Raw genomic sequence first — 14,196 nt, forward strand, 5'->3', positions numbered from 1 at the left:
GCTATTCGAAGGCGAAATAAGTTCCAGTTAACAACGTATTTTTGTACCGGCTATCATCTCAATCTGGTAGAAGAATTTCGGGAGATGTGGAACCAGTCAGAAACTTACGCCAAATCGTCAGGACGTAGAAAAAAATCAGCTTTGGAATTCTATATAAGGTCGCTTCACTCGGCTCAAGTTGATTTTTTATGTACTTTTTAACAAAGCAAATAAACTGCCATGAGCCAAATCGCTTAAGGCAGTTTATTTGTCTTTTGAACCTGTATATCCGTTGAAACTTTTTATTCCTCTCCGGTCGCCACCGGATTCTCCTCATAGCTGATCCAGTCGCTCCAGCTTCCCGGATATAAACGGACCTTACTAAATCCAGCTTCATTCAGGGCCAGTACATTGGGACAGGCGGATACGCCAGAACCACAATACACGATAATTTCTGCGTTTGGATCAAGATCGGCAAAGTGCTGCTGCAATTGTTCCGCATTTTTAAAGCTGCCTTTTTCGTCCAAGACCTCTTTCCAGAAGAAATTCACTGCACCGGGGATATGTCCCGCTGCTTGATCAATGGGCTCCTCCAGCCCCAGGTAGCGAGGCCGCTCTCTGGAGTCGATTAATATAGGTGAAAAACCGATATAGGAGCCAACAGGAACAGAATCTTCGGATACATGGTGCACCTCTTGCATACTTGTGAGCATTTGTGGCTGTACATTTGGTGTGAATGTACTTGGAATGCGAATCGGCTGGTCTGCCGTAACGGGGAACTTCGCTTCCTTCCAAGCGCTGTAGCCTTCTTCCAGCACATATACCTGCTCATGTCCGAGATAGCGCAGGAGCCACCAGAAGCGGGAAGCCATCATACCGCCTTGGTCATCATAAGCGACGATGCGCGAGGCAGCATTGATTCCGGCACGACTTAGACGTGCAGCAAGTGTATCCACATCAGGTAAGGGATGGCGACCCCCATGCTCAGCAAGAGGAGCGGTAAGGTCTTCTTCCAAATCGAAATGAACCGCCCCTGGAATATGGTCTTCATTAAATTGAGTCCGCCCAGCTCCGGCTTGTCCGAGCAGGGAACGGCAGTCGGCGATGATCATGTCCGGCTCATACAATCGGGCTAGCAGCCAGCGTTTGGATACGATGGATTTCATAGAGAATTCCGCCTTCCTTTTTTTAGAAGTGAATTTAATTCATTGAGTATGGTTTATGAAAATGGGGTAAATAAGTTAAGAGCTGGCCTTCAGGGGATGCTCAGTGTCGGGCAACTCACTTTGATGGACAACTTTCTTTTTAAAATCCGTTCCGTATCGGATAAAAATCCATACCCCGAACAGGATGAAAAAGCCTGCACCAAATTGTAAAGTAGACAACCTTTCCCCGAGCAGCACCCAAGCTAGCAAGGAAGAAATAACGGGCTCGCCGAGTACCGCCATCGACACCGCAGTTGCGTTAATGTATTTGAGCAGCCAGTTAAATAGGTAATGTCCGAACAGCGTAGGTACAATGGCTAACAGCAGGAACAGTCCCCATTCCCGTGGAGCGTATCCGGTAAAAGGAATGGCATCGACCACATTATACAGCGCAAGTGATGTGGCTGCGATGGCAAAAACCCAAAAATTATACACAAACGCGCTCAAATGCTCGCGCAGATGCTTGCCCATCAGCATATGGATGGACACGGCTACCATACCCAAGAAGGACAGTGCGTCCCCGAGCAGGGCTTGTCCAGAGACATGGAAGTCTCCAGCTCCGATGGCCAGCGAGCCGATAAAAGCCATACCCATCCCGATGAGCATAGCGCGATTCGTGCCCGTCCGGAAAAACAAAAATGAACCGAGCATGACAAGGATCGGCTCCAATGTCATAATAACGGTAGAGCTTGCAACGGTGGTCAGTCGCAGTGAGCCCATCCAGAGCAAGAAATGCAGCCCCAGCGCAATACCGGACCAGAGGATCAGCATCCACTGCTTGCGGGTCAGGCTAAACAGCTCAGTGCGGTACTTCCAGACCAAAGGCAGCATGATCAGATTGGTTAGGTACAAACGGTACATAGCGATGACGGACACCTCGGCTTCAGACCATCTTACGAAGATCGAGGAGAACGAAATAGCGATAATACCTATGATGTACAATAATTCAAAGGAAAACGACGGTTTGTGTGCTTGATTCACGTGGCAGCTCCATCCGTATGGGGGAAAATAAATACGTCTATGTTCCTTCCAAGCGGTATCTCGAAAATTAGGTTAATACAGCCCATTATACCGTACCTAACATTCCCGTGGTATTAGGATTTTGCAAAATCCTGAGAATATAATAAACGGGAGCAGGAGGTAGGATTTTGGATTTTAAGTGAGATGCTGCGTAGAACTTTTGCTGCACAAGCTCGTCTATCATAGTGGAGGTGGATTTTATGAAAAAACAAAACACAATTTCAATCATACTACTGACTGTAGTGGCAGTGCTGGCTCTGTCAGCCTGTGGAACGAAACCGCAAACCAATAGCACCGCACCTCAAGGGTCAGACCAACCGCAAACGCAACAGCAGCCGCAAGTTAAACCGGAGACAATCGCTGAGTCGGAGGTTAAAAAAGGCACAGGTGTATACAATGGAGCTGCTGACCCGCATACGGTAGAGATTGGAACCAATGGCGAAGCCCAATCCTTCCAATTGGGGGACGGACTGGACACGGCAATAGCTGGACTTAAGGAAGGCGATACAGTAGCGTTTGAATACACCGAAAAAGCAGTAGAGGGCGACGCGACGGCGAAGCAACTGACTTTAACGAAAATACAAAAAACAGAGGCTGCAACAGATGGCAATCAAAACGGAAGAGCTGGTCAAGCAGTAGGCGGAGAACGCACAAAGACTCAAACTTTTGATCTCACCCTTGAGGGAAAAAAGGAAAAGCAGACTGCGACATTAGCAAAAGGAGAGGGATATTCGCTGTATGTGTTTGATCCGATGTCCCTGTTTCCTGATCAAAACCGTGTTGCCTTGGCTGTAGATGATAACTATTATGCTGAAATTACGAAGCTACCCTCCGATTTTAATCTGGACGAACTTCAAAAAGAAGGCGAAAAGGATCTAGCTTCCATCGGTAAGGTGCAAAAGCTGGACAAAGCAGCCATACCTGAAGCGTTATCCAGTAGCCGTCTGTTCTTACAAGCGAGCAGTTCGAAGATGACACAGCAATATATAGTTGTAGAAAATAAAACAGGCGGTTTCATCGTGAAAGTGAACATTCCACAAGGTGAACCTGCTGAAGGATTCCAATCCTACATTTATACATCGCTGGAGAGCCTGCAAGCTAATAAATAACCCTACTTTGATGCGGGATGATCGGCGGCTTACAATCATGAATTTAAGGCAGTCATGCCGCTGAAAATGGTTATTTTAAGGGCTAGGTTAGAGCTATAAGGGTCTAATCTATAATTGCGAGACCTGCACTTTTGTGCTATAAAGGATGAGAGAATAAGATCATTCCGGCTTGCGAAGTCGTATGAAGCGATGAAGGAGTTGTTAGATTTACTATGTCCATCGAAATGAATACACAAGAAGTCATCAACGTGATTAAAAACAGCAAGAAAAAGACGCCTGTTAAAGTATATGTAAAAGGAGCTTTGGCTTCCGCATCATTTGGCGAGAATGTTCAAGCTTTTATTTCTGGAGACAGTGGTGTTGTATTTGGTGATTGGGCTGATATCAAGCCGGTACTGGATAGCGCAAACGCTAAAGAAGAAGATTATGTGGTGGAAAATGATCGCCGTAACTCCGCTGTTCCAATGTTGGATCTGAAAGGCATTAATGCACGCATTGAGCCAGGCGCATATATCCGTGATATGGTTGGCATCGGTAACAACGCAGTCATCATGATGGGTGCAGTGATTAACATCGGTGTCACCATTGGTGAAGGCACGATGATTGATATGAATGCTGTGCTGGGCGGTCGTGTTAAAGTAGGCAACATGTGCCACATCGGTGCAGGCGTTGTCTTGGCGGGTGTCATTGAGCCACCGTCCGCACAGCCTGTTATCGTAGAAGACGAAGTATTGATCGGTGCGAACTCGGTTGTACTGGAAGGCGTACGCATTGGTAAAGGTGCAGTTGTTGCAGCCGGAGCGGTTGTAACTGAAGATGTGCCTGAATACTCCGTAGTAGCGGGTACACCTGCACGTGTGATCAAACAGGTCGACGATAAGACCAAATCTAAAACTGAGATTTTGAAAGAACTGCGCGTTCTGTAAGAATGCAGAAGTTTTTTATGTACCAAAGGTGAACGATTCCTTGTCAGAAGCATGATGCACTGACAGCATAACTTAGGGACGAAGCACAACGGACAAGGCTCGGCGGCTGCGCCGGGCTTTTGTCCTTTTGTTCTTTTGCCCGATAAGAGCTGATGAGCTATAAAGAGGAGGCGTGGCAGCAATGAGTACGGTCGACTATCGTTCTTTTGTCCAAATACGAAGAGATTTACACCAAATTCCCGAACCGGGTTTTGAGGAGTACAAAACACAACAATATTTGCTGGATTATTTGGAAACGCTCCCTCAGGAGCGGTTGGAAATTCGTACATGGCGTACGGGCGTGTTAGTGTTCATTCATGGATCAGCTCCTGAACGCCGCTATGGATATCGTTGTGATATGGATGGTTTACCGATTGAAGAAGAGACAGGTTACGATTTCCGTTCGACCCATCCCGGCTATATGCATGCTTGTGGACACGATTTACATATGACGATTGGATTGGGAATTGTTACTCACTTTGCAAGCCATCCGATTAAGGATGATCTGGTTGTATTGTTTCAACCGGCTGAGGAAGGGCCGGGCGGAGCCTTGCCTATGCGGGACAGCACAGAGCTGGCAGACTGGATACCCGATGAAATTGTCGCGCTGCATGTTGCACCTGAATATCCTGTCGGTACCATTGCGACTCGCCCGGGCATCCTATTTGCCAATACGTCGGAGCTTTTCATCGACCTGAAGGGTACGGGCGGGCATGCTGCGTATCCACACAAGGCGAATGATATGGTAGTGGCTGCTTGCCAACTGGTGGGACAATTACAAACGGTTGTAGCCCGTAATGTGAATCCACTCGATGCAGCAGTCATTACTGTGGGTAAGGTTAGCGGAGGCACGAAGCAAAATATTATCGCAGAAACCGCCCGGTTGGAGGGTACGATCCGAACGTTGTCTGCCGATACGATGGCGCTGGTTAAATCGCGGATCGAAGCGCTGGTGCGCGGTGTGGAAGCTGGGTTTGAATGCCATGCCGAGATTCATTATGGCTCCAATTATTTGCAAGTGTACAATGAAGCTCAGGTGACCGAGGAATTTATGAACTGGGTCAGTAACCGGCAGGATGTGCAGCTTATTGAATGCGGAGAAGCGATGACCGGAGAAGACTTCGGGTATTTTCTGGAGCGAATTCCCGGTCTGATGTTCTGGCTTGGCGTTGATACGCCTTATGGTTTGCATCATGCGAAGCTGGAGCCTGCGGAAGAAGCGATTGGTGTAGCCATTCGTGTGCTGACAGACTATTTTACATGGAAGTCTCAAGGGTAAATGAGGCGCCCTGAATAATTATGTTTAATAAAATGGAATGAAGTCGAATTTTTGAAGGAGGGTGTTATGGGAGAGCAAACCATCATCCGATTTGAACGGGTGACCAAGCAATATGACAACGATCCCCCAGTGCTGGCGGACGTCAGCTTTGAAATTGAGCGTGGTAAATTTTATACACTGCTGGGGCCTTCCGGCTGTGGTAAAACGACGATTCTGCGTATGATTGCAGGTTTTGCGGAGCCGACAGAAGGCTCTATTTATTTAAATGGAAAACTCATTAATCGTGTTCCAGCCAATGAGCGGCAGGTCAATACGGTTTTTCAAGATTATGCGCTATTTCCGCATCTGAATGTGTTTGAAAATGTAGCCTTTGGTCTGCGAATCAAAAAGATGAATAAAAAGGACATCCAAGAGAAGGTGACACAGGCGTTGTCCTTTGTCAATCTGGAAGGCTACGGCGAGCGGGAAATTTCTGAGATGTCCGGAGGACAGCGTCAGCGTGTTGCCATCGCACGGGCTATCGTTAATGAGCCTGACGTTCTCTTGTTGGATGAACCGTTGTCTGCATTGGATTTAAAGCTGCGTACTGAAATGCAGTACATTTTGCGCGAAATGCAGCAGCGCCTTGGAATTACCTTTATTTTCGTTACGCATGATCAGGAGGAAGCACTGGCCATGTCGGACGAAATTTTTGTCATGAACAAAGGTAAGATTGAGCAGAGTGGTACGCCTAATGATATTTATGATGAGCCGATCAATCGGTTTGTTGCTGATTTCATCGGCGAATCCAATATTGTCCCAGGACGGATGATTGCGGATTACCAAGTGGAATTTAACGGCCGACAGTTTGAATGTGTCGACGGAGGCTTACGTCCGAACGAGCCCATTGAAATCGTGATCCGACCGGAGGATCTGGAGATTACGAGTGTTGTTGAAGGCAAGCTGCGTGTAAAAGTGGATACCCAATTGTTCCGTGGTGTTCACTATGAAATAAGCTGCTATGATGATTCGGGACAGGAATGGCTCGTGCATTCTACCAAAAAGGCGGAGCTGGGCAGTGAAATCGGTCTGCGATTTGACCCGGAAGCGATCCATGTGATGCGGTTCGGGGAAACAGAGGAAGAATTTGATCGGCGTCTGGAAGCCTATGAAGAGGTGGATCAACATGTCCGGTAATACAAGAGCAGCGTATCTGCTGCCTTATTATTTATGGATTGTGCTGTTTGTGGCGGCTCCGGTTGTACTTGTGTTTTACTATTCACTATTTGATGTGGATGGTCATCTCACATTCAACAACTATGCTCAGTTTCTGACACCTGTTTATTTGAGCATGACGCTTAGCTCGTTTTGGTATGCATTTCTGATCACTGTATTTTCACTGTTAGTTGCTTACCCGGCAGCCTATTTACTCACACGCACCAAGCATAAGCAGCTGTGGCTGTTGCTCATTATTTTGCCGACCTGGATTAACCTGTTACTCAAAACGTATGCTTTTATTGGGATTTTCGGAACCTATGGTCCGGTGAATGCGGTGTTAGGTATGGTTGGGTTGGGAGGTCAGCAATTATTGTTTACCAGCTCCAGCTTTGTGTTTGTGTCGGTTTATATTTTTGTGCCTTTTATGATTTTGCCCATCTATAACGCGTTGGAAGGGTTAAACCCTTCATTGCTGGACGCAGCCCGTGATTTGGGAGCCTCCAAGTGGACTGCGTTTCGCAGGGTTATTTTTCCGTTAACGCTTGCGGGTGTGCGATCTGGTTGCATGGCTGTGTTTATTCCAGCGTTGTCGCTGTTTATGATTACCCGCCTGATTGCAGGTAACCGTGTGATTACACTGGGGACGGCGATAGAGCAGCATTTTCTGGTTACTCAGGATTGGGGTATGGGCTCTACGGTTGCCGTGTTCCTGATTTTGGCGATGGGGATCATTATGCTGCTCACCTCGGGAACGAAACGGAGGGTGCGGCATGGTAAATAAAAACCGATTCGGAAATATTTATTTGGTGATTGTTTTTCTCGTTTTGTACGCGCCTATTTTGTATTTGATGTACTATTCCTTCAATAGCGGCGGGACGATGCATGAGTTTGAGGGTTTTACACTCCAGTATTACAAAGAGGTGTTTGCAGACACTCGCTTGATCATTATTGTCATTAACACCTTGGTGATTGCTTTGCTGTCATCTGCGTTGGCTACGATTATTGGCATTATGGGTGCGCTGGCTATCCATCAGATGCAGAACCGTCGAGTCAAAAATACGCTGCTGTCGCTCAATAATGTATTGATCGTGAACCCGGACGTCATTATCGGCGCTTCCTTCCTTATTTTGTTCACGATGGTCGGGATTAAGCTGGGATTCTACTCCGTTTTATTGTCCCATATTGCGTTTAGTGTGCCGATTGCGGTCATTATGATTTTGCCGCGGCTTCAAGAAATGAGTCCATCCCTGGTGGATGCTGCGCGTGATTTGGGTGCCAGCCGGCTGGATGTACTGACCAAGGTGATTTTGCCCTTTATCAAGCCAGGGATTTATGCGGGCTTTTTTATGGCGTTAACGTACTCGCTGGATGATTTTGCGGTGACCTTTTTTGTGACAGGCAGTGGCTATTCGACTTTATCGGTGGAAATATACTCACGTGCCCGTCAAGGGGTTTCCTTGTCCATCAATGCGCTGTCCACGCTCATTTTCCTATTTACTGTGTTGTTGGTAGTGGGCTACTACTTTATTATGCGCAAGGCGAATCGCAATGGTAAAAAAGAGCCTGCGGCAGAAATGGGGGTGCCTAGATGAAGTCACTTGTGCGCGTGTTTCTGTCGATTTTCATCATCTCGTTTGGGCTGATGGGAGTGGCGGCATGGCTGAATTCCAGTCAAGGCTACTCCGGTGGCAACACACTGACGGTGTACAACTGGGGAGACTACATTGACCCTGAGTTGTTGGAACGGTTTCAGAAGGAGACGGGGATTACTGTCATTTATCAGACCTTTGATTCCAATGAGGCGATGCTGACGAAAATCGAGCAGGGAGGAACTTCGTTTGATGTAGCGGTTCCCTCGGAATATGCTTTGGCTAAAATGAAGCAGGAGCACTTGTTGCTCCCGTTGGACCATAGCAAGCTGCCGAATTTGAAGCATGTAGATTCACATTATCTAAACCTTTCGTTTGATCCGAATAACCAATATTCGGTTCCGTATTTTTGGGGTACAGTCGGGATTGTGTTTAACCCGGAGCTGACGAAAGGCATTGATTTTCATAGCTGGGATGGCCTGTGGGACCCGAAGTTACGTAATAACCTGTTGCTGGTTGATGGAGCTAGGGAGATTATGGGCATGTCGCTGAACAGTCTCCACTACTCCTTGAATGATACGAATGAGGCACATTTGCAGCAGGTTTTGACGAAGTTGGAGAAATTAGCGCCCAATGTCAAAGCGGTTGTTGGTGACGAGATTAAAATGCTGCTGGCAAACGAGGAAGCTGCTGCCGGGGTTGTATGGTCCGGTGATGCGTCTGAAATCATGGATGAGAACGATAAGCTCGATTACATCGTGCCGGATGAAGGTTCCAACCTGTGGTTTGATAATATAGTTATTCCAAAAACCGCTACCCATGTGGATGCGGCCCATAAGTTCATCAATTTCATGATGCAGCCCGATGTAGCCGCTCAAAATGCCGAATTTGTAGGATACTCCACGCCAAACAAGGATGCAAAGAAATTGCTGCCTAAAGATATCTCTGGCGACGAGCGTTTTTACCCTCCGTCCGACATTACAGATAAGCTGGAAGTGTACGACAATCTGGGCAAGCGCATGCTCGCTCATTACAACGAATTGTTCCTGCAATTCAAAATGCATTTAAAGTAGGGGAGTGGCGTGAGGATTCAGGTTTGCGCTTTAGAGGTCGCTGCGGAGGCGGATGGTGCTTACCATCGCTGTTAAATTCCGATTTTTATGATTACCGCATAAAGGTGGAAATCGGAATTTAAAGGCGACCGCTTCGCTTGTCCAGTACCATTCCGCCCCCTCCGCTGCACCGTGCTTAAAGCTAGTCACCCATGAATCCCTACGCCGATAGCGCGTGGGAGTAGTGGAAGAATAGGCCTCTGAGCCACCCGTAGGGGTGCCTCAGAGGCCTATTCTGTTTCCTCACCGTGTAAAGCGGTGAGTATTCTTTTATCCTGCTGCTCCACACACACGTTAGAGAATTTTGGGACTTTAAGGTGGGCAGTGAGCGAAGCGGGTCATTTGAATCTGGAGAAGCGGCAGCGTTCGCTTTTGTGGCGGGATTCTTACCTATAAATGTTTTATCCAATTCAAGAATCCCCCAGCAACAGCGATCGGAAGATCAAATGGACTGCGTAGCGCCTCTAACCACCTTAACCCCTCACCATTCCTCTAACAAACTTCTCTATTTTATCCAATCCTTGCTCCAGCACATCCTGTCCGTAAGCATAGGACAAGCGAACGTATCCTTCGCCATAGGAAGAAAAGGCATCTCCAGGTACTACAGCCACTCCATGCTCTTCCAGCAGCTTCAAGGTAAAACCCATCGAGCTTAATCCAAAATGGGCGATGGAAGGGAAGAGATAAAAGGCTCCCTCAGGCTTCTCTAGTGGAATTCCCATATCAGTCAGTCTTCCGTGTACATAGTCGCGACGTCGGCGGTACTCCTCGCGCATCGGAAGTGCATCATCCACCCCGACGGTCAGGGCTTCGAGTGCTGCATATTGGCTAATTGAGCTAGCGCAGGTCACGTTGTACTGATGGACTTTGACCATGTGCTGTGTAATTACAGCGGGTGCAAGTGTAAAACCAATACGCCATCCCGTCATGGAATGTGATTTGGACAGACCGTTAATGACGATGGTGCGCTCCCGCATACCTGGAAGAGCTGCAATGGACACGTGGGGGGGATCGTAAATCAGTTCGCTGTATATTTCGTCCGAAATGATAAACAGATCGCGCTCCTTCAGTAAATCGGCGACCGCTTCCAGTTCTTCGCGGCTCATCACTCGCCCGGTCGGATTCGAAGGATATCCGAGAATGACTGCTTTTGTCCGTTCGGTCAGATAAGGCTCCAGCACCTCGGCTGTGAGCTTGAATCCGCTACTGCGGGTATCGGCAAACACAGGAATGCCGCCTGACAAACGGATCAATGGCTCGTACCCTGGGTAGATTGGCACGGGTAGAATGACTTCATCACCGGGTGACAAAATCGTGCGTAAGGTAATATCCAGCGCTTCACTGGCTCCGTTCGTTACGATAACCTCATCCTGTCCACGGTAATTTAGGCCGTATTTACGGGCTACAAACGCCGCTGCGGCTTCTCGTAATTCCGGCAGTCCCGGATTAGGTGTATAAGTGGTCCGGCCTTCATCAATCGCCCGATGGGCAGCTTCCATAATATGCGCAGGGGTAGGGAAATCCGGCTGTCCAATCGTTAAGGAGAGCGTTCCGGGTAATGCGGCAACTTTATTTGCGATTTTGCGGATGCCGCTGATTTGAATATTTTTGACCTGATCGTTAAGCAAATGCTCCATAGCGTGTGTGCCACCTTTTTCTGTATTAGAACAAGTTTACAATAATATGATCTGATTACGCTACGGCAAGAAGAATTCATTTTTACATAATTTAAGTACTAAATTGGCTAATTTGTGGTATCTTAAATATAGGATATGTTTGTAAGCGTAATCATGGCTAAATTGGGGAAGGGAACAGCTTCTAAATCCAAGAGTGGATGATCAAGTGGATCAGGATGAAAAAACATCTGAAGCCATTTTGTTGTACAAGCCTATTCTTGGTGTAAAGCAAGCTAAGGGACAAGGTAAGAGTTGTTAGTTTAATTGCAAATGTCAGATTGATTGACTTTGTGAGGTAGTTAAGTTATCTTTTGTGGAGAAGTCGTATGATAAAGTAGAATGAAGAGGTGAAGCATCGTGGGAGTAACAGCTAAACAAATTTTTGTGAATTTACCAGTTAAAAACCTACAGCACTCCATTGATTTTTTCACTACAATTGGATTTGAATTTAACGCTCAGTTCACTGATGAACATGCAACCTGCATGGTTGTTAGTGAGCATATTTTTGTCATGCTATTGGTTGAAGAACGTTTTAAAGCGTTCACTACAAAGGAAATTTCAGATGCCACGAAAAGCACAGAAGCGATTGTTGCTCTATCGGTGGAGAGCCGAGAAAAGGTGAACGAGATCGTTCGCAAGGCTTTGGAAGCAGGCGGCCAGCCCTCGAATGAACCTCAAGATCATGGTTTTATGTATGGATGGAGCTTTCAGGATTTGGATGGTCATTTGTGGGAGTTCTTTTATATGGCAGAGCAGTAATAGAAGTAAGGGTGATTAAGTAGTAAACAAAGTACCATGGAAAGTAAGCTATCCTAAAAAGATAGTTTACTTTCTTTATTGTATGTTATCGAACTCACCGGGAGGAATCACAATGTCTAACGAAGTGAGAGTTTACCCTGTTCAAGCTCTGAACGAAGCCCTGACAGATTCACTGAGTCGACTGTTAATCGACGTGGTTGCAGACGGTGCATCTATAGGTTTCTTACCTCCATTAGGTTATCAGGAAGCAGCAGCTTATTGGAATAATGTACTTGAGGATGGCGTAGTTCTGTGGATTGCCGAGAAGGACGAAGTACCTGTAGGGACGGTCCAGCTTCATTTGGCTCAAAAAGCTAACGCTATTCATCGTGCGGAAATTGCAAAGCTTATGGTACATCCGTCCGGGCGCAGGCTTGGGATCGCACGTCAGTTAATGAAGGCAGCGGAAGAAGAGGCACTAAGTCAGGATAGAACGTTACTGGTGCTAGATACGCGGGTGGGTGATCCCTCCAATGGACTATACGAGTCGATCGGGTTCGTGGAAGCTGGTGTTATTCCGGGTTATGCTCAATCAGCCGATGGTCAACTGCATGCCACTCGATATTATTATAAGCCATTAAATCCGTATTCCAGTCATAGCTGAGCATTTGCCGAATAACCGTGGTATATACGGGTAATCATAACTTGTCATAGGATTACATAACCTTTTTCCGCGTTTATTCGACTGGTAAAGCACGGGAATCGGAACGTATAATGAAGAGGGGATCAGAAGAGGTCTTTTTATGTCAATTTGGCTGTACTGAATTGAAGAACGTAGCAAACACAGCGGAGGAATCAGAGAATATGAGGTTGGAGCATGATTTTTTAGGTACCAAGGAAGTACCATTAGATGCCTATTACGGTGTACAAACGCTGAGGGCAAAAGAAAATTTTCCAATTACAGGCCAACGACTGCACCCTGAGTTGATTAAAGCCATGGCGATCGTGAAAAAGGGAGCAGCGACGGTAAATATGGAACTAACTCGTTTACACCGCTCCAAAGCAGAGGCCATTATTCAGGCTGCTGATGAGATTATACAAGGACAGTTGCATGATCATTTCATCGTCGATCCCATTCAGGGCGGCGCAGGCACGTCCATTAATATGAATACAAATGAAGTGATTGCGAACCGCGCGTTGGAGCTGATTGGCAAGCAACGCGGAGATTATCAGGAGATCAGTCCTAATAATCATGTTAATATGGCGCAATCGACGAACGATGCTTTTCCTACAGCCGTACACTTGGCTGTATTAAGCATGATTGATAAACTGTTGGCTACCATGAGTGAGCTTCAGGAAGCATTTTCCCGCAAGGCCAATGAGTTTGATAGTGTGATTAAGATGGGTAGAACCCACTTGCAGGATGCAGTGCCAATCCGATTAGGACAGGAGTTTCAGGCTTATGCGCGTGTGCTGGGTCGTGATATCGGACGCGTGCGTGCGACCAAACAGCACCTGCTAACGATTAATATGGGTGCAACTGCGGTAGGTACTGGCCTGAATGCAGACCGTCGTTATATTCAGCGTGTCGCAGAGGTACTGGCAGACGTCAGTGGCTTCCCTGTGGAAGCTGACGAAAATCTTGTAGATGCTACACAAAATACGGATGCTTATACTGAAGTGTCTGCCGCCTTGAAAATTTGTATGATGAATATGTCTAAGGTGGCAAATGACATCCGCTTAATGGCTTCCGGACCTCGTGCAGGTCTGGGAGAACTGAGTCTGCCTGCTCGTCAGCCAGGGTCATCCATTATGCCAGGCAAGGTAAATCCGGTGATGTGTGAGGTCATTAACCAAATTGCTTTTCAGGTCATTGGTAATGATCATACGATCTGCCTGGCTTCAGAGGCGGGCCAGCTGGAGCTGAACGTGATGGAGCCTGTGCTTGTCTACAATCTGCTGCAATCGCTGGAAATTATGAAGCAGGGCTTCCACGTTTTCCGTATACATTGTGTAGAAGGAATTGAAGCAAATGTGGAGCGGTGCCATGAATATGTGGAGAACAGTGTAGGTATTATTACAGCACTCAATCCCCACCTTGGATATGAGGTAGTATCACGTATTGCCCGCGAAGCAATTACGACGGGGAAATCGGTGCGCGAGCTGTGCCTGCTGTATAATGTACTGACCGAGGAAGAGTTGGACATTATATTGGACCCGTACCAAATGACTCAGCCTGGTATTGCCGGAGAATCTTTGCTGAATCGCGAATAATGATACGGAGTATGGAATTTAGATAGCTTTGAGGCAAGACGAAGATAGCCCCG

The 14,196-nt window shown here is 47.0% G+C and carries 13 protein-coding genes; 10 read left to right on the top strand and 3 right to left on the bottom strand.

Annotated features, from left to right (window positions below):
• Nucleotides 1-281 precede the first annotated feature (281 nt).
• Both G9G53_RS20200 and G9G53_RS20205 read right to left on the bottom strand, forming a co-directional pair.
• Nucleotides 282-1,145 carry a sulfurtransferase gene (locus tag G9G53_RS20200; protein WP_165149859.1) on the bottom strand — a complete coding sequence of 288 codons (864 nt, stop codon included), beginning with the start codon at nucleotides 1,143-1,145 and terminating at the stop codon, nucleotides 282-284.
• A gap of 75 nt (nucleotides 1,146-1,220) precedes the next feature.
• On the bottom strand, nucleotides 1,221-2,165 hold the full coding sequence (locus tag G9G53_RS20205; RefSeq protein WP_165149861.1) for a DMT family transporter: 945 nt from the start codon (nucleotides 2,163-2,165) through the stop codon (nucleotides 1,221-1,223).
• A 239-nt stretch (nucleotides 2,166-2,404) separates the two neighbouring features.
• Between G9G53_RS20205 and G9G53_RS20210 the strand changes: the two genes are divergently transcribed.
• From G9G53_RS20210 to G9G53_RS20240, 7 genes are all read left to right on the top strand, one after another.
• Entirely contained in the window at nucleotides 2,405-3,313 is a 909-nt protein-coding gene (locus G9G53_RS20210) for a hypothetical protein (protein ID WP_165149863.1), read from the top strand.
• A gap of 212 nt (nucleotides 3,314-3,525) precedes the next feature.
• A complete protein-coding gene (gene dapD, locus G9G53_RS20215; protein WP_029515436.1) occupies nucleotides 3,526-4,239 on the top strand; it encodes a 2,3,4,5-tetrahydropyridine-2,6-dicarboxylate N-acetyltransferase in 714 nt (237 codons plus the stop codon).
• Nucleotides 4,240-4,420: 181 nt separating this feature from the next.
• A complete protein-coding gene (locus G9G53_RS20220) occupies nucleotides 4,421-5,557 on the top strand; it encodes an N-acetyldiaminopimelate deacetylase (protein WP_029515435.1) in 1,137 nt (378 codons plus the stop codon).
• A gap of 66 nt (nucleotides 5,558-5,623) precedes the next feature.
• Nucleotides 5,624-6,733 carry an ABC transporter ATP-binding protein gene (locus G9G53_RS20225; RefSeq protein ID WP_029515434.1) on the top strand — a complete coding sequence of 370 codons (1,110 nt, stop codon included), beginning with the start codon at nucleotides 5,624-5,626 and terminating at the stop codon, nucleotides 6,731-6,733.
• Nucleotides 6,723-7,535, top strand: coding sequence for an ABC transporter permease (locus tag G9G53_RS20230; protein WP_023989586.1), 813 nt, complete (start codon nucleotides 6,723-6,725; stop codon nucleotides 7,533-7,535). Before G9G53_RS20225 ends, G9G53_RS20230 begins: the two co-directional genes overlap by 11 nt.
• Complete coding sequence (locus tag G9G53_RS20235) at nucleotides 7,525-8,346, top strand: ABC transporter permease (protein ID WP_013372269.1); 822 nt, start codon at nucleotides 7,525-7,527, stop codon at nucleotides 8,344-8,346. The genes G9G53_RS20230 and G9G53_RS20235 overlap by 11 nt, the downstream gene beginning before the upstream one ends.
• Entirely contained in the window at nucleotides 8,343-9,416 is a 1,074-nt protein-coding gene (locus G9G53_RS20240) for an ABC transporter substrate-binding protein (protein ID WP_165149865.1), read from the top strand. The genes G9G53_RS20235 and G9G53_RS20240 overlap by 4 nt, the downstream gene beginning before the upstream one ends.
• Nucleotides 9,417-9,928: 512 nt before the next feature.
• On the opposite strand, the gene G9G53_RS20245 is transcribed toward G9G53_RS20240, so the two are convergent.
• Complete coding sequence (locus G9G53_RS20245) at nucleotides 9,929-11,092, bottom strand: aminotransferase A (RefSeq protein ID WP_165149867.1); 1,164 nt, start codon at nucleotides 11,090-11,092, stop codon at nucleotides 9,929-9,931.
• A gap of 396 nt (nucleotides 11,093-11,488) precedes the next feature.
• Here G9G53_RS20245 and G9G53_RS20250 point away from each other — a divergent pair, with 396 nt between their 5' ends.
• The 3 genes from G9G53_RS20250 (at nucleotide 11,489) to aspA (ending at nucleotide 14,143) form a co-directional block, all read left to right on the top strand.
• Nucleotides 11,489-11,890 (top strand): VOC family protein, encoded by a 402-nt coding sequence (locus tag G9G53_RS20250; RefSeq protein WP_029515431.1) that lies wholly within the window; start codon nucleotides 11,489-11,491, stop codon nucleotides 11,888-11,890.
• A gap of 112 nt (nucleotides 11,891-12,002) precedes the next feature.
• Nucleotides 12,003-12,533, top strand: coding sequence for a GNAT family N-acetyltransferase (locus G9G53_RS20255; RefSeq protein WP_165149868.1), 531 nt, complete (start codon nucleotides 12,003-12,005; stop codon nucleotides 12,531-12,533).
• Between the two features lie 200 nt (nucleotides 12,534-12,733).
• Nucleotides 12,734-14,143: an aspartate ammonia-lyase gene (aspA, locus tag G9G53_RS20260; RefSeq protein WP_165149870.1), complete on the top strand. Its 1,410-nt coding sequence runs from the start codon at nucleotides 12,734-12,736 to the stop codon at nucleotides 14,141-14,143.
• Nucleotides 14,144-14,196 lie beyond the last annotated feature (53 nt).

It is taken from the genome of Paenibacillus sp. EKM206P (genome assembly GCF_011066155.1).
In the GTDB taxonomy this organism is placed as follows: domain Bacteria; phylum Bacillota; class Bacilli; order Paenibacillales; family Paenibacillaceae; genus Paenibacillus; species Paenibacillus polymyxa_D.

Coding starts and splice junctions, on each gene's coding strand:
- G9G53_RS20245 (WP_165149867.1), bottom strand. CDS start 11,092: ATGGAGCATTTGCTTAACGATCAGGTCAAAAATATTCAAATCAGCGGC.
- G9G53_RS20230 (WP_023989586.1), top strand. CDS start 6,723: ATGTCCGGTAATACAAGAGCAGCGTATCTGCTGCCTTATTATTTATGG.
- G9G53_RS20220 (WP_029515435.1), top strand. CDS start 4,421: ATGAGTACGGTCGACTATCGTTCTTTTGTCCAAATACGAAGAGATTTA.
- dapD (WP_029515436.1), top strand. CDS start 3,526: ATGTCCATCGAAATGAATACACAAGAAGTCATCAACGTGATTAAAAAC.
- G9G53_RS20210 (WP_165149863.1), top strand. CDS start 2,405: ATGAAAAAACAAAACACAATTTCAATCATACTACTGACTGTAGTGGCA.
- G9G53_RS20235 (WP_013372269.1), top strand. CDS start 7,525: ATGGTAAATAAAAACCGATTCGGAAATATTTATTTGGTGATTGTTTTT.
- G9G53_RS20225 (WP_029515434.1), top strand. CDS start 5,624: ATGGGAGAGCAAACCATCATCCGATTTGAACGGGTGACCAAGCAATAT.
- G9G53_RS20200 (WP_165149859.1), bottom strand. CDS start 1,145: ATGAAATCCATCGTATCCAAACGCTGGCTGCTAGCCCGATTGTATGAG.
- G9G53_RS20240 (WP_165149865.1), top strand. CDS start 8,343: ATGAAGTCACTTGTGCGCGTGTTTCTGTCGATTTTCATCATCTCGTTT.
- G9G53_RS20255 (WP_165149868.1), top strand. CDS start 12,003: ATGTCTAACGAAGTGAGAGTTTACCCTGTTCAAGCTCTGAACGAAGCC.
- aspA (WP_165149870.1), top strand. CDS start 12,734: ATGAGGTTGGAGCATGATTTTTTAGGTACCAAGGAAGTACCATTAGAT.